Here is a 19,276-nt window from a genome sequence, read left to right on the forward strand (position 1 = left end):
ATGTTTGAGCAATTGAAAACAATTTATGGGGGTAAAAAGATTTTCCTTACTGGTCATACTGGCTTTAAGGGAAGTTGGATGCTTAAACTTTTAAGCCTTATCGGGGCTGAGATAAAGGGATATGCACTTGAACCCAAAAGTGAAGATGATCTTTATAATCTGATTAAAGGTGATACTTTGTGTAAGTCTGTTATTGATGATTTAAGAGATAGAAGTCGTTTAAAAGATGAAATTGTCGAATTTCAACCTGACTTTGTTTTTCATCTTGCTGCTCAGCCATTGGTACGTCTTTCCTATGAAATGCCATCCGAAACATTTGAAGTGAACGTTATCGGAACTGCAAATTTATTAGACGGAATAAAGCTACTGAAAAAAAAATGTTCCGTCGTTTTGATAACGACCGATAAGGTATATCATAATAACGAATGGGTGTACCCGTATAGAGAAGAAGATAGACTTGGTGGTTATGATCCATATAGTGCGAGTAAGGCATGTGCTGAACTTGTTATAGATTCCTATAAAAACTCTTTTTTTAATGTTAAGGATTATGCCTCACATGGTAAAGCACTGGCTGTTGGTCGTGCAGGAAATGTGATTGGTGGTGGTGATTGGTCTGCAGATCGTTTAATACCCGATATAGCAAGAGGACTGAATGCTAATCATACTATAATTATCAGGAATCCTGAATCAGTTAGACCCTGGCAACATGTTCTGGAGCCTGTCGTTGCTTATCTTATTCTGGGTGGCAAACTGCAATCTGAACCTCAAACATTCAATGAGGCATATAATTTCGGCCCTTATGGATCAGATGCCCTTCCTGTTGAAGAAATGTTAAAGTTAGCGATTAATTGCTGGGGAAGCGGATCTTATGAAGTTCAAAAAACAGTAGGGCAGCCTCATGAAGCAGGCTTATTAAAGCTGGATATAAGTAAAGCTGTATCTCAATTGAACTGGTATCCTAAATTAGATGCTAAAACTGCAGTTGAAATGACAATGAAATGGTATCTTGAATTCTCAAAGAAGAAAGAGAGTATTAATGCTTTTACAGAATTGCAAATTATTGAGTACTTAAATGCATAGTGTATTAATTACCGGAATTACAGGCTTTATCGGATCACATATTGCTGAAAATCTGGTTCAAAATGGGATTGAGGTGATTGGTTTGAAACGGAATAATTCAGATACCTGGCGTTGTTTCGGTTTCCATGATAAAATTCAATGGGTAGACATTGATGATGATGGTAAATATAAGGATCAATTGGTAAAAGCTTCCTTTGATACTATAGTGCACTGCGCATGGATAGGTGTAGAATCCAAAGACCGAGATAACTGGGCTGAACAGGCAAAGAATATTAATTTTCTGATCGATTTATTGGAAGTAGCCAAGAAGGTGAGATTAAAAAAATTTATCTTTTTAGGGTCACAAGCCGAATACGGAAATATTAGTGGTAAAGTTAGCGAAGAATATAAAACGATTGCTTTAAATGCTTACGGAAGTATTAAATTATCCTGTTTGGAGATAGTAAAAACATTCTGTGACACGAATGATATTAATTGGATTTGGTTGAGATTATTCTCTCTGTTTGGAGAAAAAGAAAATGCTAACTGGCTTATCCCATCTTTAGTTAAGTCGATGTTAAATGAAAACCAGATGGATCTTACTCCCGGTGAACAGAGATATTCATACCTCTATATTAAGGACTTCACCTATATCATAAATATGATTTTAGAAATGTCTGTTAATTCGGGTATTTATAATGTGTCTGCGGATAATACTATTACTATTCGATCATTAATTGAAAGTGTCAGAGCTTACATTAATCCAGAATTTAAATTAAATTTTGGAGCATTAAGTTATAGAGAGAACCAATCCATGCATATGGAAGGTGATATCAGTAAACTATGCTCACAACTTGGTAAAATAGAATTTACCGATTTTAACGTAGCTTTACAAAATACTTTAAATTATTATATAAAAAATTGAGCATTTTATGAAAGTATCAGATTTTATTGCTGGATTTTTAGAAAAAAAGGGAATTAAGAGTGTTTTTGAATTGTCTGGAGGAATGATTACTCATATCCTTGACTCACTTCACCAAACTACTAATATCCATATAGTGACCATGCATCACGAGCAGGCTGCAGCTTTTGCAGCAGAGGCTTATGGAAGAATTACTGGTTTACCAGGAATTGCTCTTGCAACGAGTGGTCCAGGTGCCACAAATCTGTTGACTGGGATTGGTAGTTGTTATTTTGATTCTAGCCCGGCTATTTTTATCACCGGGCAAGTGAATCGTCACGAACTCAGAGGGGATAGAGAGATTAGGCAGTTAGGGTTCCAGGAAACTGATATTATCTCTATGGCAAAACCAATTACGAAAGCTTGTTTCCAGATAAATGAGGCAGATGAATTACCTCAAGTCTTTGAGGAAGCCTTTAGAATTGCGTTAGAGGGGAGACCGGGACCTGTACTTATAGACATTCCGATGGATATTCAGCGGGCTCAGATTTCTCCCGATATTGAAGATAATAATTTAGTTAGTTTTCCTTCAATCAGTAATGAAATTCTTGAGGAGCTAATTAAAGATATTAAGGGAGCGAAAAGACCACTAGTACTTGCTGGCAGAGGAATAAAATCATCAAATTGTCAACAAAAATTTGATGATTTCGTTAAACATACTAAAGTTCCGGTTATTACTACTTTGCTTGGCTTAGATACGATTTCATATAACGATCCTCTTAGAGTCGGTTTTATTGGCAGTTATGGAAATAGGTGGGCTAATCTGGCTTTCGGAGAGTGTGATCTTTTGATTGTTTTAGGTAGCCGGTTAGATATAAGACAAACAGGCGCAGATACAGCATTTATTGGAAACAGGAAGATCTATCATATAGATTGCGAACGTGGAGAGGTTAATAACAGAGTGAAAAGCTGTATTGGCATCATTACGGATTTAAGAGAGTTTTTTGCTAAATTTAATCAAGTTGCAGTCAATGAGCATTTTGATTTACCCGTAGAGTGGATGACTAATATTAATGAGCAAAAAGAACGGTGGCCAGATATTAATGAATTAGACCCTAAAGGTATAAATCCAAATGTTTTCATGCATGAACTTTCAAAAGTTAGTAAAGCTGCGAAAGTATATTTGGCTGATGTTGGTAGTCATCAAATGTGGGCCGCTCAATCTTTGGAAATTAATAAAGGACAGCACTTTTTAACTTCAGGAGGTATGGGAGCTATGGGCTTTTCATTACCTGCGGGAATTGGTGCTAGTATTGCTCTTGATAAGCAGCCAGTAATTGTCCTTATAGGAGATGGCTGTATGCAGATAAACATTCAGGAATTACAGACCATCGTTAGAAATAAGTTGCCAATTAAAATTGTTGTATTAAATAATAGAACTCTGGGGATGATCAGGCAGTTTCAGGATAGCTATTTTGAATCACGCTATCAGTCAACTTATTGGGGTTATGATGCTCCTGATTTTGATAAAGTTGCAAATGCCTATGGAATAAGCAGTAGAACAATTGATGTTTCTGAAGATGTTACGGAGGCTGTCTCCTGGTTTTGGACGAAAGAAAATCTTGATAAGCCACAATTACTTCAGGTTATGATAGACCCTCATACGAATACTTATCCTAAGATAGCCTTTGGAAGGCCAATAACAGAGATGGAGCCTTTTGCAAAGCCAATTGAAATGGAAGGTACTTAAGTTATATTTAAAATATATATTATATAAAACACGTTAAATGTTACAAAATATTAAAGATACTGATCTTAAGAAAAGCTTAGGAGAGATTGCAAGAAAGAATTCAACGCAGGTTATTGTTGCCGGACAAAATTATATTCCAGTTACAGGTAAGGTACTAGATGAAGAAGATATTCTTTTGGGGGTAGATGCCGCATTAGATGGATGGTTGACAGCTGGTCGTTTTGCAAATAAATTTGAACATGATTTTGCGCAATATTTTGGCGCAAATAAGGCCTTATTAGTAAATTCGGGTTCATCTGCCAATCTTGTTGCGTTTTATGCGCTGACTTCACCTAAACTAGGAGAAAGAGCAATTAAGCCAGGAGATGAAGTTATTACTGTTGCGGCTGGTTTTCCTACGACAATTAATCCCATAATTCAATTTGGTGCTATTCCGGTATTTATTGATGTTGATATTGCTACTCATAATGTAAAGGCAGATATGATTGAGGCTGCTGTTAGTCCAAAAACTAAAGCGATTATGATTGCACACTCACTAGGAAATCCATTTGATTTAGATGAAGTGATGCGTGTTGCAAAAAAGTTTAATCTTTGGGTTGTTGAAGATGACTGTGATTCGTTAGGAGCAACGTACAGAGGAAAAAAAACAGGGACTTTTGGAGATATTTCCACATTCTCTTTTTATCCGGCACACCATATTACTATGGGAGAAGGCGGGGCGGTTGTAGTTAATAATCCTGAGTTAGCTAAAATAGCAGAAAGCTTCAGAGATTGGGGTAGAGACTGTTATTGTGAGCCGGGCAAGGATAATACCTGTGGATGTCGTTTTGGACAAGAACTGGGAACTTTACCTTATGGATATGACCATAAATATACCTATTCTCATATTGGATTTAATTTGAAAGTGACTGATATGCAGGCTGCTTTTGGTGTTTCACAAATTCATAAGATTGATCATTTTGTTCAAAGGAGAAAAGAGAATTATGCAGCACTTTATAAAAGAATGCAGGAATTTGAAGAAATATTTATTCTTCCCGAAGCGACACCAAATTCGGATCCTTCATGGTTCGGGTTTTTATTAACTTTAAGGGAGGGGGATTCAAATGACAGGCATATGCTAGTACAGCACCTCGAAGAAAATAAAATTGGTACAAGACTACTATTTGGCGGAAATCTTTTGCGTCAACCTGCATATGCTAATATTGAACACCGGATTGTTGGTGATTTGAAAAATACAGATACAATTATGAATCAGTCATTTTGGCTTGGTGTATGGCCTGGTTTAAATGAAAGTCATTATGATTACATTGCCGATGTAATAAGAAATTATATAAATTCTTAGATGAACGTATATTTTAGGTCCTTGTTTAATAAACTTGGAATAGATGGCGCCATTATTTATACAATTCTATCACGTGTTTTTCAAGCTGGCGGAGGAATATTATCAATAGTAGTTATTGCTAGATATTTGACTAAAGTGGAACAGGGGTATTATTTTACCTTTGGGAGTATATTGGCAATCCAGATCTTTTTTGAACTTGGATTGTCAAATATTATAACACAGTTTGTTGCTCATGAAACAGCTCATTTAGAATGGAATGGCAATGCAGAATTAACAGGATCAGAAAAATCTAAATCAAGGTTATCGTCTTTATTACATTTTTGTGTAAAATGGTTCTTTGTTGTTGGTTTTTTATTGATCGTTATTTTAATTATAACAGGATACATATTTTTTAATAAATATAGTAAAGGGAATGAGATTGTAAGCTGGCAAATGCCATGGGTTATATTGTCCGCTTGTACTGGTTGTTCATTAATTGTCTCCCCAATTCTTGCATTTCTTGAGGGACTTGGAAAAGTTAAGGAAGTAGCGAAAATCAGGCTATACCAATATATTTGTCAAATAATCTTGTTACTTATATTTTTGGTTGCTGGTTTTAAATTATTAGCAAGCCCGCTGGCTGTGACAATTACATTAGTTATACCCCCGTTATGGATCCTCATTACTTATAAAAAAGATCTACTATTGTTTATTTGGAAACAGACAGGAAAATGGAAGATAAACTATCGGATTGAGATTTTTCCCTTTCAATGGCGCATCGCCTTAAGTTGGATAAGTGGTTATTTTATTTTTCAGCTATTTAATCCCGTATTATTTGCGACTGAAGGACCGGTAGTGGCTGGTCAGATGGGGATGACATTGGCTGGTTTAAATGGCGTTTTATCTATTTCATTGAGCTGGATTAATACTAAAGTGCCATTATTTTCAAGCCTGATTGCTAAAAAAGATTATGAAGAGCTGGATACAGTCTTTAACAGAACTTTAAAACAAGCAAGCTTAATTTGTGGGGTGGCTCTGGTCTTTTTTATTATTGTTGTATATGGACTTCAGGTTTTGAAAGTACCATTAGGAAATAGATTTCTACCTTTTCTGCCGACACTATTACTTTGTATTACGACATTTATTAATCAGTTCATTTCGGCCCTTGCAACTTATTTGCGCTGTCATAAACAAGAACCGTTTCTAGTTCAATCCATTATAGTAGGAATTGTAACTGCAGCCTCAACTTTTGGATTCGGTCATCTTTTTGGCTTAATGGGGATAGTAATTGGTTATTGTTCAATTATCTGTTTTATAAGCTTGATATGGTCTTGGATTATTTTTAAAACTAAAAAAGCAGAATGGCATTGATAAGGCCATTTTTGTTTATATATACTGCTTTATTATTCTAAATGAAAGAAGGAACAAGGTTATGAATGAAATATTATTGTCAATATGCATACCGACTTATAATAGGTGTGATATATTAGATCAGACCCTAGACAGGCTTTTTTGCAATCCTGAGTTTGATTCGAATCTAATTGAAGTAATAGTTTCTGATAATTGCTCAACAGATAATACAGAGGAGGTTGTAAAGAAGTATCCTTTGGCACGTTATTATAAAAATATTCAAAATATAAAAGACCTCAATTTCTCTGTTGTATTAGGTTATGCGAAAGGAAAATATATCAGACTCTTTAATGATACCCTTACTTTTAAGCCCAACATCTTAAATCTAATGTTGGAAAGAATTGTTGAGTATATGGATGTCGGGGTGAACCTGTTTTTTTATGCAAATATGTTCTCAAATTCTGACTGCTTTAAAGTGATGTCGTCCAAAGGGGCTTATATCAGGGAAGTTAGCTATTTTAGTACTTGGATTGCAAATTTTGGTGTTTGGAAAGACGATTTTGAGTTGATTAATGACAAAGACCGTTATGCTGATCTCAGGTTTACACAGGTCGATTGGAGTTATCGAATTGTAAAGAATAGTAAGCGGACTATAATTTACTTTGATGATATGTTTTCCGTTGCAACGCCAAATAAAAAGGGGGGGTACAATATTTTTGATACTTTTGTTAATAAATATTTGTTTATAATTAAGCAGGAAGATTTGTCTTTTGTCGAGTATGAATTGGAAAAATATCGTTTGTTTCGCTATTTCGTTTATCCATGGCTCACGAGATTGATAATACCTAATGAAACTGAGTTTGGTTTTGACTTAAAAGGGGCATACGGAGTGATTTTTGGGAAATATTGGTATGAACCTTATATATATCCTTTTTTATTGTTTTTTTATATAAAAAGAAGAAAGAATGATGCGAATAATTAGGAGGATTCTTAAAATGATAATTCAGTTTTTTTCTATTTTATTTCCCTTGAGGTTTTTTAGATTTTTAGACAGGAAATTTAATTTAATTTATACGTATTGGATATCGAGAGAGTTTAAAAAGTTAAATGGTAGTGTCTATTTTGCTTTTCCATTATATTTAAATGGTGGGAAGAATATAGTACTGGGGAAAAATTTCGATTCTGATCAACGTTTACGTTTAGATACTTATGATAATTTTCTGGGGGAAAAGTTCTCGCCTTTAATAGAAATTGGCGATAATGTCTCTATTCAGAAGGATTGCCATATTGGAGCTATTAATAGAATTACAATTGGTAATAATGTATTAATTGGTAGTAGGGTCTTCATTTCTGATCACTCACATGGAGAAATAAATTCAAATGCTTTAAGATTGCCACCAGCTCAGAGAAGTCTATACAGTAAAGGAGAAGTGGTTATAGAGGATAATGTCTGGATTGGAGAGGGGGTTGTAGTTCTTCCTGGAGTAACAATAGGGGAAAACAGTATTATAGGTGCAAATGCCGTTGTCTCGAAGTCGATACCTAAAAATACTGTCGCTGCAGGCAATCCTGCTCGAGTAATAAAAGAAATTAACTAATGAAAAAGAAAGCACGTGTTATAGCGTTTTATTTGCCACAATTTCATCCAATACCAGAAAATGATAAGTGGTGGGGAAAAGGATTTACCGAATGGAAAAATGTTGGAAAGGCTAAAGCCTTGTTTAAAGGACATTATCAACCAAGGGTACCAACTGATTTGGGGTACTATGATTTACGGGTACCAGAAACAAGAGAAGCTCAAGCTGATATGGCAAAAGAGTATGGTATCGAAGGGTTCTGCTATTGGCATTATTGGTTTGGAAACGGAAAACGTTTAATTGAAAGACCATTCAATGAAGTTTTGTCTTCTGGCAGTCCTGATTTTCCTTTCTGTTTGTCCTGGGCAAATGAAACCTGGAAAGGATTTGATCATGGCTTAACTAATCGTAACGTTTTAATTGAACAATCTTATCCTGGTATTGATGATTATACTGCGCATTTTTATGCTGTTTTACCGGCATTTAAAGATAGCCGGTATATAAAGGTAGATGGGAAGCCTTTGTTTATGATATATCTTCCGCTGGCTAATCCGGAAGTTCTGGTATTTATCAAATGTTGGAGAGAGCTGGCAAAAATTAACGGACTGGATGGAATTTACTTTGTAGGGCAGACAAATGGTATAGCTTATAATGCCACACAAATTTTGGAAACTGGGGTTGATGCAGTAAACGCAACCCGACTGATAGCATACTTCTCAAAACGATCTACACTGCAAAAGATAAAAGGGAGACTGAATAAGCTACTTAGATCAATGCCGCTTGTATATTCGTATAAAGAAACTTCAAAGTACTTTTTACATGAGGAAGATCGTAATGAAAATATGTTTCCGAGCATTATTCCTGGCTGGGATCATACGCCGAGAAGTGGACGTGAAGGCCTGGTTATGACTGACTCTACCCCTGAGCTTTTTGAGGATCATGTTAAGCGTGCAGTTAGTTTAGTTGAGAATAAGGAACCCGATCACCGGATCATCTTTCTGAAATCCTGGAATGAATGGGCGGAAGGAAATTATGTTGAACCAGATATGAAATGGGGATTGAAATATCTCGAAGCAATAAAAAATAGTATCAAGAAATAACTTATGGCCCCCGTTTTATCAATTATTGTTCCTGTTTACAATACTGAACTTTATATTTCGAGATGTATAGAAAGTATAATAGACCAGGTTTTTACTGATTTTGAACTTCTATTAATTAATGATGGTTCACCTGACAACAGTGGGGCAATTTGTGATGATTATGCTTTAAGAGATAAGCGTATTCATGTTTATCACCAAAAAAATCAAGGAGTTTCTGTTGCGAGAAATTATGGCCTGGATAAGGCTACAGGTGAATTTGTAATATTTATTGACAGTGACGACTGGATTGATCCTGTTTTTCTGGAGAACTATTTAATTGAGTTGAAAGAATATCCAACTCAATTAATTTATCAGGGTTTGATTAATGAATTTAAAGATGAACAAACTTATTTAAGACTCCCGGCTAGACGCTATAATAATAATGAGATTACAATGGCATTATTTGAAGTTGAGCTCAGACAGTGTCTCGGCGGAGCATGCAATAAAATTTTTAACAGAACTATTATTGAAGAGTATGGAATACGATTTGAACCTTCTCTGAGTTATGGGGAAGACAAAATTTTCACTTTACAGTACTGTCAAAATATTAATTCAATTACTTTACTGGATAATTGCAATTATCATTACAACAGGACAATGGAAAACTCCTTGTCCAACCTTCATCATCCAAGTGAAAAACTGATTCAGTTAATAGAATTGGAATATGACTTGTTCAAATGTATAGAGCAAAAATTTAATAATACACAATTCATAGAGGCTGTAAGAGGACGTTATTTATCAATAAATAAATACGCATTGTTATCTATGTATAGACCAAATGTATTAAAAGCGAAATCAGTTCGGACTGCTCAATTTGAAAAAATTAATCATTTTATCAAGGGCTATTCATTCGATAAAAAATTTGATAGAGATGTACCGAAAATAGTTCATTATCTTATTGAAAAGAATAGTGATTTTAGTTTAAGAGGTCTAATGTGGATGAGATTTTACTTTTCATCGTTATATTATATGCTTAGGAATAAAATTAAATAATTATGAGTTTGAGAGTATCTCAATTGTTCTGTTTGATATTACTTATTGAGGCAATAGTAGTCTATTTTGCTGCTCCTAAGATTTATAACTACAATTTTAATGTCTTTTGCTCAGTTCAATATGCAATTAGCGTTGGTATATATTTGTTCTTGAAAAAAAAGAAAAATTATTTTGATTTTGATTGTGTTTTTTTTACAGGATACTTCTTCGTAACGCTTTTTTATCCGGTTTTTATGTATGAAAATGATCCAACACGCTTCTTTGCATTTCAATACGATTTTGACGCTAATATAATTCCGCAGGCTTCTGCATTAGCCTTGGTTGGAATAAATGCTTATATATTTGGAAGTTTCCTGCATAAACCAAAATCTTCGGAAGCTAGAAAGTATGGTTTGAAAGATTTTATTCCTAATAACCATCTTTCATTTATCACAGCAGTTACCTTTTTATTATATATATTAACAGGTGGTTATGCAGCTCTTGGGGGAGCCTACTCGGGAGACGAGGTGCAGAAGTCTGCGATTTCGAGTTATGTTTTTATCTTCACTCCTGCATTTCTGCTTTCAACAATAATAATTGAATTCTATAATCTCAGGACTAAAAACATGTTTAAATTTCAATTCAAGAATCTAAATAAGATTACTTTATTTATTTCCTTGATGTTTGTTTTCTTAATGTTAGCTACTGGGAGCCGTACTGTCCCAATGCAGGTAATACTATTGTGCGGAGGTCTGCTAACCTTATTTTTTAAACCAATTTCTTTTGTGAGGTTTGTTTTTCTGGCTTTTTTGGGAATGGGAGTTATGTTCTTAGTTGTACTGGCTAGGGGTTATCAGCAACAAGGGAATTTTTCGTTAGTTGATATTGCAATGGATTTAATTATTAATAATAGAAATAGTTATGCTGCTATTGAATATGTGAGAACAAATGGAATAACATGGGGAATGTCAATGTCAGCGTCATTTTTAAGTCCAGTTCCATTTCTTCAGAATATTGTGATTACACTTTTTGGCATTGACCCATTTACTATGTCATCATCAATTGTTATAACAAAGATGACACTTGGAGAAGTTGGTGAGTTAGGCCTGGGAACAAATATTATCGCTGATATTTATATGTCATTTGGTTTTCCGGGGGTTGTGTTACTTATGACAGGTTTAGGATATTTTATAAGTATGACTTTAGATAAGGCTAAGACTAATATTTATGCTTTAGTTTGCTATGGTATTATGATGTCATATGCGGTATTTCTAGTGAGAGCTGAATTTTTCTTCTTTCTGAGGTTTTTGGTTTGGGGTATAATCATAGTTTATATTTCAAAATTATATAGAGTGAAATTCGTTTTGAGGAAAAAGATAGAATGAAAATAGTATTAATTATATCTGACATTTCTCGCAGCGGAGGTACAGAAAGAGCCACTACAAATGTGGCTAATATGTTAGAAGAACAAGGACATGATATTATAATTTTAAGTATCAGTACCAAAAAAGGAGAAAAATCATTTTATGAAATAAATGCTCCAGTTAATGTTTTGCATTTATCTTGTAAGCAATTGCCATCCGGATTGTTTAGTAAATTTGGTTGGTTCTTTGATACGATTAAGAGATTAAAGACTGCTATCCTTAATATAACGCCAGATTTAATAATTGGACAGGGACATAACGTTAACTCAATGCTTCCTTTTCTAAGTAAATCAAGTTATGGTTCAATTATTGGATGTGAGCATATCGTTTTTGATACTATACCTAAGAGTTCCAGGATGTTGATGTCTTTGATGTATCAATATCTGGATGGCGTAGTTGTCTTGTCAGAGCAGGCAAAAGAAAAGGTAAAGACGCTAAATAAAAATATTTTTGTTATTCCTAATGCACTTCCTTTTCTTACTGAAGAAACCTCTCCTTTGTCTTCAAACAAATTGATGATGGTTGGGCGATTAAGCTTGGAAAAAGGGTATGACAGATTGGTTGTGATTGCAAACAGACTTAAAGATAGGTTTCCAGATTGGCATATTGATATCTTTGGAGAAGGACCTATGAAAAATCAATTACTTGATTTATATACGATTGAAAATTTAAATACTTATATCACAATACATGAACCGGTGAAAAATATTAAACAGGAATATTTGAATAGATCGGTTTTTATAATGACTTCATATACAGAGGCAATGCCAATGGTGATTCTTGAAGCCAAAAGTTGCGGTCTGCCAATTGTTGCCTATAACTGTGAAGGCACCAGCGAATTAATTTTGAATAATGAAGATGGCTTTCTAATTGACAACAATGATGACTCTGATTTTGTAGAAAAAGTTTCTGTGCTAATTAAAGATAAGATTTTAAGATCCGCTTTAGGAAATAGAGCAAGAGCTAATGCATTGTTTTTCTCCAAAGAAAACGTATATAAAAAATGGAAGCAAGTTATCGAAGGTTGAATAGGTTGACGTAACTGAACTTTTGAATAAGATATATGTTCATTAACTCTGTTAAACTTAAAAAGTATATACAAGTCCGAATATGAATTTATAAGGATAAAAGACTTCATGGAGTGGCGGGATTGTTTGACCTTTGCAGGGCTCCTTTTAAAATACAGAAAATTTAATAAGCTGAATAGTTGGTAAAGATTTTCAATGGTGCTGTTTGATAAGTGGAGTGAATTAAATATGAATTTTTAGCTTTGACTTTTTAAGAGAATATTACAGATTAATTATGAATATAATATCAAAATATGGGTTTTTCGGTGCAATTATCATGGCCAAAAATCTACTGCTGACTAAATTGACTTTAAGAAATGCAAGACTTATAAGATTTCCTGTAGATCTAAGAGGGAAAAAATTTATAAGTGTAGATAAAGGTTTTACAACAGGTCATGGCTGTAGAATAGAAGCATATGCTGAAAAGAATATAAATTCTAAAACCCTTATCATCGGCAAAAATGTCCAGTTGAACGATTATGTGCATATTACTGCTATGTATAATGTACATATTGGGGACAATGTTTTAATAGCTAGCAAAGTATATATATCTGACACAGCTCATGGAGAATATCAATCGTCATCACCATCTTCTCCATTCGAGTTCCCTGCAGAAAGAGAATTAGTATATGACGGAGTCAGGATTGAAGATAATGTTTGGCTTGGCGATGGTGTTTGTGTATTACCGGGAGTCACGATAGGGTTTGGGAGTATTATAGGTGCCAACGCTGTTGTTAACAAGGATATCCCTGCAATGAGTATAGCCGTTGGTATTCCAGCAAAAGTTGTTAAAGTATTTAATAGTGAGCTTAATATTTGGGAGAAAAGATAATAGTCTATGGAAAAATACTTTGATAATATACTTTTTTATCTTCAGCGTTCTGGAGGAGGATCGGTCCATTGGGGTGAGTTAATGAAAAGGTTCAATCTTGAAAACACCGTGAACTTTATTGAACCTAATGGAGAAACTTCGAATATCCTTAAGCCGCTACTTAATTTAAAGGCTCCTTTAAAGGAGAAAAATATTCCTTTATCTATTCTAAGATATTTACCTTTAACTCTGAAAATTAAACAGCCAGCTATTTTTCATTCGTCTTATTATAGGTTTTCTGGACAAAAAGGTGTAATTAACTTTATCACTGTCCATGATTTTATTTATGAGCGTTTCGGGAGTGGTCTTTCAAAAAAAGTACATCATTATCAAAAAGGACTGGCTGTTAAGAATTCAAAAAATATAATTTGTGTTTCAAACACAACAAAATCTGATTTGCTTAGGTATTTTCCTCATTTGGTTGAGAAAAAGGAAATTGAGGTCATCCATAATGGTGTTTCAGATGATTTTTTTGTTCTAAGTGATATAAGTGAAACAAATGTCAAATTCGAGGCTTTAAAGAAGGATCCTTATATATTATTTGTTGGACACAGAACCTCATACAAGAATTTTGATTTTGCCGTAAAAGTTATTGCCTCCCTACCTGGAAATTATAAAATGGCAATTGTAGGTAATGCTTTGTCTGATAGTGAACTAAGGCTTTTAGACAGAGATCTTAATGGCAGGTATATACATTTCGGGAATACAACAAATATGGAATTAAACGAATTGTATAACTTAAGTGAGTGCTTAATATATCCTTCAAGTTATGAAGGGTTTGGTATTCCTCTGATTGAGGCCTTCAAATGTAACTGTCCGGTTATTGCCCAGGATATACCAATAGTACAGGAGATAGCGGGTGAAGCTGCTTACCTGGTCAATGGTTTGAATATCGATGGATTTAGGGATGAAATTTTAAATTTAAATAAGGGTAATTTAAGAAAGCAGAAGATCGAACTAGGATTGGAAAGATCAAAACAGTTTTCGTGGGATAAATGTTATAAACAGACAAAAGATTTCTATAAAATATGAATATTTTAATTACAGGTGGTGCAGGTTTTATTGGAAGTAATTTAGCCTTGAAGTTAATTGATAAGGGACACAAAATCACTGTTCTGGATAATTTATCATCTCAGATTCATGGTGTTGAAGCATCACAATCCTCTCCCTTATACCAAAGTATAATCAATAAGGTCAGATTCATTAAAGGAACAGTTACTGCTAAAGAAGATTGGGAGCATGCTCTGGAGGGGCAGGATATCGTAGTTCATTATGCAGCAGAAACCGGTACTGGACAATCTATGTATGAAATACAGAAATATGTAGATGTAAATATTAATGGTACAAGTATCATGCTGGATATTCTGGCGAATCAACCACATAGGGTAAAGAAAATAATTATAGCATCTTCAAGGTCTATATATGGTGAGGGTAGATATAAAAGTGCTGAACTAGGATATGTTTATCCTAAACACCGTGCTGAGGAAGATATGGATAATGGCGATTTTGACGTGAAATTTCCTGGTTGTGGAAGTCTTGAATTAATGCCGACTGATGAAGACTCGAAGATTCATCCTTCTTCAGTATATGGTATTACTAAACAGAGCCAGGAACAGATGATTATGACGGTTTGTCCTACGCTGGGAATTCAACCAGTGGCATTCCGTTATCAAAACGTATATGGACCGGGTCAATCTCTTAAAAACCCTTATACCGGGATACTTTCTATATTTTCTACTCAGATAAAAAACGGGAATGATATAAACATATTTGAAGATGGAAAAGAAACCAGAGATTTTGTTTTCATAGACGATGTCGTAGATGCTACTATTCTTGGAATAGAGAAAGAAGAAGCGAATGGTGAAATATTTAACGTAGGTACAGGTGTACCTACTGATGTGATAACCGTAGCCAGAGGTCTGATTGATAATTATGGAGTTGATGTTCCGATTAATATAAGTGGAAATTATCGCCTTGGAGATATTCGTCATAATTTTGCAGATCTGAGAAAGATAAAAGAAAAATTAGGATTTGATCCAAAATTTTCATTCCAACAAGGTTTGAAGAGATTTACTGATTGGGTAAATACACAAGAAGTTGAGAGTGACAGTTATGCCAAGTCAATAGAGGAGATGAAGTCAAGAGGCTTATATAAATAGATTAAATGCGAAGTTTATCGGGTAAAACTATACTGTTTTTTTGTCCTACATTTTTTAATTATGAGCAAGAAATCAAAAAAGCACTGGAAGATTTTGGTGCGACAGTCATATGGTATGATGATAGACCCTCAAATAATTTCTATTCTAAGGCAGTGATTAGAGTAAATAAGAATTTCCTGAAGAATAAGATCAGGAGATACTACAATGAGATTCTGGATAAGAATAAAGATCAAAAATTTGATTATCTGTTTTTTGTAAATCCAGAATCTATTTCAGTCGAAATCTTAACTAAAATGCAAGGATTATTCCCTGATGCTAAGAGAATCTTATATATGTGGGACTCATTCAAAAATCGGAAACAAAATCTGGAGCTGTTGCCATTGTTTAATTCAATGTATACTTTTGACCGGGAGGACTCAATATCATATAATTTAAAACTAAGACCTCTTTTTTATATTAATACATACGGAAAAAAAGAAGATTCGTCACCGAAGTATGAGCTTTTATTTGTTGGTACAGCACATAGCGATAGGTATACTTTCGTGAAGAAGTTCTGTGAATCTAATAAACTTAACAATGTTAAATTGTATTTTTATTTGAACAGCGTATTATTATTTTTCCTTAAAAAGCTCTTTGACAGCTCATTTAAGAAGGTTAGGTATGAGGATGTATCTTTTACCTCGTTGAGTCACAGTGAAATATCTTCTATGATGCAGCAGTCGAAAATAGTTTTAGACATTAATCACCCTAAGCAAATCGGATTAACCATGCGGACTCTAGAGACATTGGGTATGCAAAAGAAATTACTAACAACAAATAAAGATATCTTAAACTATGATTTTTATAATCCGGCAAATATCCTATTAGTTGAAAGAGAGAGTCCTTTATTGACTGAAGAATTTCAAAAAATACCTTTTGAACCTTTAGATTTGGGAACGTTGTTTAAATATAGTATTAGTGGTTGGGTCAGCGAAATATTTGAATTAATATGATTTTATTAACTGGAGCTTCTGGGTTTTTGGGAAAAGCGATTTTATCCTATTATCCAAAAGAAGTAATCTCTTTAGGAAGGAGTGGGCAAAAAGATATAATATGTGACATTTCTAAACAAATCCCCGAATTGCCAATTGTAGATATTGTTGTCCATGCTGCTGGGAAGGCTCATTTTTTGCCAAAAACAGAAATTGAACGGCAAATGTTTTTTGATGTTAATGTGAATGGTACAAAAAATCTGTTGAAAGGATTAGCCAATAACGAAGTAAAACCTAAGTCATTTATTTTCATTAGTTCAGTTTCAGTTTACGGTAAAGAATGCGGAAGTAATATTAATGAAGAGACATCCCTTGAAGCTAAGGATGCTTATGGATTGAGTAAGATAGAAGCAGAAAATCTTATTCAGAAATGGTGTATAGAAAATAATGTTATATGTACGATTTTAAGACTGCCATTGATTGTTGGGCCAAATCCTCCGGGAAATCTTGGAGCTATGATTAAAGGCATCAAAAGGGGATACTATTTGAATATCGCAGGTGGAAAAGCAAAAAAAAGTATGGTTTTGGATACAGATGTTGCTGATATAATTCCTTTTTCAGCAAAAATAGGCGGTATATATAATCTAACGGATGGATACCATCCTTCATTTGTAGAGTTATCCGAAGTTATTTCTGCCAAATTTGGGAAACGTAAGGCATTTAATATACCAAGATGGTTTATTTACCCTATAGCAAAAATTGGAGATTTATTGGGTGCTAATTTTCCGATAAATTCTAGTAAATTAAATAAAATCACCGCAGATTTGACTTTTGATGATAAGGCTGCACGTCAGAAACTAAATTGGAATCCTAGGTTAGTTCTTAAAAATATATAAACATCCATATGGAAATTTCTTTAGTCATTATTCTGTTCTTTGTCTTTTTTGCATTTGAAATCTGTTATTTTAAAATAGCGGATAAATTTAATATTATTGATCAACCGAATCATAGAAGCTCACATACTGACGTAACCTTAAGAGGTGGTGGAATCATTTTTACTCTTGGGTTGATGGTATATCCTTTCTTTTTTGGCCTTGAATATTGGTGTTTTCTGCTGGGCTTGGCTATAATTGCGTTCATTAGCTTTATTGACGATATACGGCCTGTCAGCAATAAATTAAGGGTGGTTTTTCATTTGGCAGGGGGGGCATTAATGTTCTACCAATTAGGCTTGTACCACCTTCCGTATTATTGGATTATTCTTGCGTTGATCTTGCTTATTGGTTGCATTAATGCAATTAACTTTATGGATGGGATCAACGGAATCACGGGTTTATATGCACTTATAACTTTGTCTACATTACTTTATATTAATCTGTATGTTATTGAATTTACAACTTCAAATCTGCTAATAACCTCTCTGATCTCCATCTTTGTCTTTAATTTTTATAATTTTAGAACCAAGGCAAAGTGTTTTGCAGGTGATGTCGGAAGTGTTGGGATTGCATTTGTGATTTTATTTTTCCTGTTGCAACTAATCATTAGAACAGAAAACTTCAATTATTTGCTTCTTCTTTTGTTATATGGCTTAGATACTGTTACAACTATGTTCTTCAGGCTGATACGAAAGGAAAATATTTTTGATGCCCATAGAAGCCATTTTTATCAATATTTGGCAAATGAGAGAAAGCTCTCTCATTTGATAGTTTCCTCAATATATGGGATCATCCAATTAATAATAAACATCCTAATTGTTAACTGGATGTCTAAGTCAGTTTTGATGTGCTGTATGGTTTTGATTTTTAGTGGAATTGCCTTTTTAATGTTGCGAATTTATATGGAAGGGTATAAAAGGTTATTGGGGCATTGAGATTCTTGGTTTGAATATACTGCGGGGTAAGCGAATTTAATAACTAAACAGGCTATTTTACGAGAAAAAAAGTGACCTTATAAGGAATAGATTCCTGCTGAGCCTGATCACTATTGAGTAACTAAGGAGAATGGCTCCGTTTTCTTATACTATATTCATCTAGCAAAGTTATGGCGGTTTTATGCATAGTTGAAAAGGATTTCCTAAAGCAAAAATATTGAAAGCCTAGATTCTTCAGATGTTTGAAAACGGTGAAAAGTATCCTGAAGCTCCTGAATCACCCAAGAACTCCATAAAAAGGACATAAAAGTGTCTGGAGGAAGAGTATCCAGAATGATGAGAAGAGCCAATCTGAGAAGCATCGCAAAGAAAAAGTTCAAAGTGACCACCGATTCTAATCATAAGTTTCTTGTCTTGGAAAATAGGTTGAATTGTGAGTTTAAGCCATGGACATTAGGTGCTGTTTGGGTATCGGACAGCTACTAAATAAAAATAAAGTGGGATTGGCTATATTTGACCGCGGTTATTGATCTGGGTGACATAAAAGTTATCATTGTTGGGAATTGAGCGCAAGAATGAAGTCCACGGATACTGTAGTATCAGCATTTAAAACGGCACAAAAACAGACTCATTACCCAGACGCTAATCTTTCATTCTGATCGTGGGGTTCGGCACGCTTGTAATGAGTTTACTGAATAAAAATAATTTGATTATCAGAAAGATGGTCAGAAAGGAAAATGGTTAGGATTATGGACTGCCCCCAAAAAGTTAGACAAATTTAATTATTAGATTTGTTATAATGAGCCCGATATTCCGTCGGGCTCATTCCATTTAAATTCAGTTTT

General features: G+C 34.2%; 17 protein-coding genes. All 17 read left to right on the plus strand.

Translation table 11 applies throughout. The features are described from left to right. The 17 genes from rfbG (at nt 1) to HDF25_RS22575 (ending at nt 18,431) form a co-directional block, all read left to right on the plus strand. Entirely contained in the window at nt 1-1,080 is a 1,080-nt protein-coding gene (gene rfbG / locus HDF25_RS22495; protein WP_184628647.1) for a CDP-glucose 4,6-dehydratase, read from the plus strand. After that, the gene (locus tag HDF25_RS22500; RefSeq protein WP_184628648.1) at nt 1,073-1,984 is read left to right on the plus strand and encodes an NAD-dependent epimerase/dehydratase family protein; all 912 of its coding nucleotides are present in this window, start codon (nt 1,073-1,075) and stop codon (nt 1,982-1,984) included. Before rfbG ends, HDF25_RS22500 begins: the two co-directional genes overlap by 8 nt. A 7-nt stretch (nt 1,985-1,991) precedes the next feature. Next, nucleotides 1,992-3,710: a thiamine pyrophosphate-binding protein gene (locus HDF25_RS22505; protein WP_184628649.1), complete on the plus strand. Its 1,719-nt coding sequence runs from the start codon at nt 1,992-1,994 to the stop codon at nt 3,708-3,710. A 37-nt stretch (nt 3,711-3,747) separates the two neighbouring features. Then, nucleotides 3,748-5,052: a lipopolysaccharide biosynthesis protein RfbH gene (gene rfbH / locus HDF25_RS22510; protein ID WP_184628650.1), complete on the plus strand. Its 1,305-nt coding sequence runs from the start codon at nt 3,748-3,750 to the stop codon at nt 5,050-5,052. After that, nucleotides 5,053-6,402, plus strand: coding sequence for a lipopolysaccharide biosynthesis protein (locus tag HDF25_RS22515; protein WP_184628651.1), 1,350 nt, complete (start codon nt 5,053-5,055; stop codon nt 6,400-6,402). It abuts the gene before it with no gap. A 61-nt stretch (nt 6,403-6,463) separates the two neighbouring features. Then, complete coding sequence (locus HDF25_RS22520; protein WP_184628652.1) at nt 6,464-7,363, plus strand: glycosyltransferase family 2 protein; 900 nt, start codon at nt 6,464-6,466, stop codon at nt 7,361-7,363. Next, the gene (locus HDF25_RS22525; protein ID WP_221451002.1) at nt 7,347-7,979 is read left to right on the plus strand and encodes an acyltransferase; all 633 of its coding nucleotides are present in this window, start codon (nt 7,347-7,349) and stop codon (nt 7,977-7,979) included. The genes HDF25_RS22520 and HDF25_RS22525 overlap by 17 nt, the downstream gene beginning before the upstream one ends. Next, complete coding sequence (locus HDF25_RS22530) at nt 7,979-9,058, plus strand: glycoside hydrolase family 99-like domain-containing protein (RefSeq protein WP_184628653.1); 1,080 nt, start codon at nt 7,979-7,981, stop codon at nt 9,056-9,058. The genes HDF25_RS22525 and HDF25_RS22530 overlap by 1 nt, the downstream gene beginning before the upstream one ends. 3 nt (nt 9,059-9,061) lie before the next feature. Further along, on the plus strand, nt 9,062-10,090 hold the full coding sequence (locus HDF25_RS22535) for a glycosyltransferase family 2 protein (RefSeq protein WP_184628654.1): 1,029 nt from the start codon (nt 9,062-9,064) through the stop codon (nt 10,088-10,090). 2 nt (nt 10,091-10,092) lie between these two features. Next, nucleotides 10,093-11,454 (plus strand): O-antigen polysaccharide polymerase Wzy, encoded by a 1,362-nt coding sequence (wzy, locus tag HDF25_RS22540; RefSeq protein ID WP_184628655.1) that lies wholly within the window; start codon nt 10,093-10,095, stop codon nt 11,452-11,454. Next, complete coding sequence (locus tag HDF25_RS22545) at nt 11,451-12,521, plus strand: glycosyltransferase family 4 protein (RefSeq protein ID WP_184628656.1); 1,071 nt, start codon at nt 11,451-11,453, stop codon at nt 12,519-12,521. The genes wzy and HDF25_RS22545 overlap by 4 nt, the downstream gene beginning before the upstream one ends. A gap of 274 nt (nt 12,522-12,795) precedes the next feature. Further along, complete coding sequence (locus tag HDF25_RS22550; RefSeq protein WP_184628657.1) at nt 12,796-13,392, plus strand: DapH/DapD/GlmU-related protein; 597 nt, start codon at nt 12,796-12,798, stop codon at nt 13,390-13,392. Nucleotides 13,393-13,398: 6 nt separating this feature from the next. Further along, a complete protein-coding gene (locus HDF25_RS22555; protein WP_184628658.1) occupies nt 13,399-14,463 on the plus strand; it encodes a glycosyltransferase family 4 protein in 1,065 nt (354 codons plus the stop codon). Then, a complete protein-coding gene (locus HDF25_RS22560) occupies nt 14,460-15,590 on the plus strand; it encodes an NAD-dependent epimerase/dehydratase family protein (RefSeq protein WP_184628659.1) in 1,131 nt (376 codons plus the stop codon). The genes HDF25_RS22555 and HDF25_RS22560 overlap by 4 nt, the downstream gene beginning before the upstream one ends. 5 nt (nt 15,591-15,595) lie before the next feature. Beyond that, entirely contained in the window at nt 15,596-16,582 is a 987-nt protein-coding gene (locus HDF25_RS22565) for a lipopolysaccharide biosynthesis protein (protein ID WP_184628660.1), read from the plus strand. Next, nucleotides 16,579-17,457: an NAD-dependent epimerase/dehydratase family protein gene (locus tag HDF25_RS22570; protein WP_184628661.1), complete on the plus strand. Its 879-nt coding sequence runs from the start codon at nt 16,579-16,581 to the stop codon at nt 17,455-17,457. The genes HDF25_RS22565 and HDF25_RS22570 overlap by 4 nt, the downstream gene beginning before the upstream one ends. 8 nt (nt 17,458-17,465) lie before the next feature. After that, nucleotides 17,466-18,431: a UDP-GlcNAc--UDP-phosphate GlcNAc-1-phosphate transferase gene (locus HDF25_RS22575; RefSeq protein ID WP_221451003.1), complete on the plus strand. Its 966-nt coding sequence runs from the start codon at nt 17,466-17,468 to the stop codon at nt 18,429-18,431. The last annotated feature ends 845 nt before the right edge of the window (nt 18,432-19,276 follow it).

This window comes from Pedobacter cryoconitis, assembly GCF_014207135.1.
GTDB classification, from domain to species: domain Bacteria; phylum Bacteroidota; class Bacteroidia; order Sphingobacteriales; family Sphingobacteriaceae; genus Pedobacter; species Pedobacter cryoconitis_D.

What these genes read in the sequence shown, in the direction of transcription:
- HDF25_RS22515 (WP_184628651.1), top strand. Translation starts at nt 5,053, where the DNA reads ATGAACGTATATTTTAGGTCCTTGTTTAATAAACTTGGAATAGATGGC.
- rfbH (WP_184628650.1), top strand. Translation starts at nt 3,748, where the DNA reads ATGTTACAAAATATTAAAGATACTGATCTTAAGAAAAGCTTAGGAGAG.
- HDF25_RS22530 (WP_184628653.1), top strand. Translation starts at nt 7,979, where the DNA reads ATGAAAAAGAAAGCACGTGTTATAGCGTTTTATTTGCCACAATTTCAT.
- HDF25_RS22575 (WP_221451003.1), top strand. Translation starts at nt 17,466, where the DNA reads ATGGAAATTTCTTTAGTCATTATTCTGTTCTTTGTCTTTTTTGCATTT.
- HDF25_RS22525 (WP_221451002.1), top strand. Translation starts at nt 7,347, where the DNA reads ATGATGCGAATAATTAGGAGGATTCTTAAAATGATAATTCAGTTTTTT.
- HDF25_RS22555 (WP_184628658.1), top strand. Translation starts at nt 13,399, where the DNA reads ATGGAAAAATACTTTGATAATATACTTTTTTATCTTCAGCGTTCTGGA.
- wzy (WP_184628655.1), top strand. Translation starts at nt 10,093, where the DNA reads ATGAGTTTGAGAGTATCTCAATTGTTCTGTTTGATATTACTTATTGAG.
- HDF25_RS22570 (WP_184628661.1), top strand. Translation starts at nt 16,579, where the DNA reads ATGATTTTATTAACTGGAGCTTCTGGGTTTTTGGGAAAAGCGATTTTA.
- HDF25_RS22500 (WP_184628648.1), top strand. Translation starts at nt 1,073, where the DNA reads ATGCATAGTGTATTAATTACCGGAATTACAGGCTTTATCGGATCACAT.
- HDF25_RS22550 (WP_184628657.1), top strand. Translation starts at nt 12,796, where the DNA reads ATGAATATAATATCAAAATATGGGTTTTTCGGTGCAATTATCATGGCC.
- HDF25_RS22560 (WP_184628659.1), top strand. Translation starts at nt 14,460, where the DNA reads ATGAATATTTTAATTACAGGTGGTGCAGGTTTTATTGGAAGTAATTTA.
- HDF25_RS22535 (WP_184628654.1), top strand. Translation starts at nt 9,062, where the DNA reads ATGGCCCCCGTTTTATCAATTATTGTTCCTGTTTACAATACTGAACTT.
- HDF25_RS22565 (WP_184628660.1), top strand. Translation starts at nt 15,596, where the DNA reads ATGCGAAGTTTATCGGGTAAAACTATACTGTTTTTTTGTCCTACATTT.
- HDF25_RS22545 (WP_184628656.1), top strand. Translation starts at nt 11,451, where the DNA reads ATGAAAATAGTATTAATTATATCTGACATTTCTCGCAGCGGAGGTACA.
- HDF25_RS22505 (WP_184628649.1), top strand. Translation starts at nt 1,992, where the DNA reads ATGAAAGTATCAGATTTTATTGCTGGATTTTTAGAAAAAAAGGGAATT.
- HDF25_RS22520 (WP_184628652.1), top strand. Translation starts at nt 6,464, where the DNA reads ATGAATGAAATATTATTGTCAATATGCATACCGACTTATAATAGGTGT.
- rfbG (WP_184628647.1), top strand. Translation starts at nt 1, where the DNA reads ATGTTTGAGCAATTGAAAACAATTTATGGGGGTAAAAAGATTTTCCTT.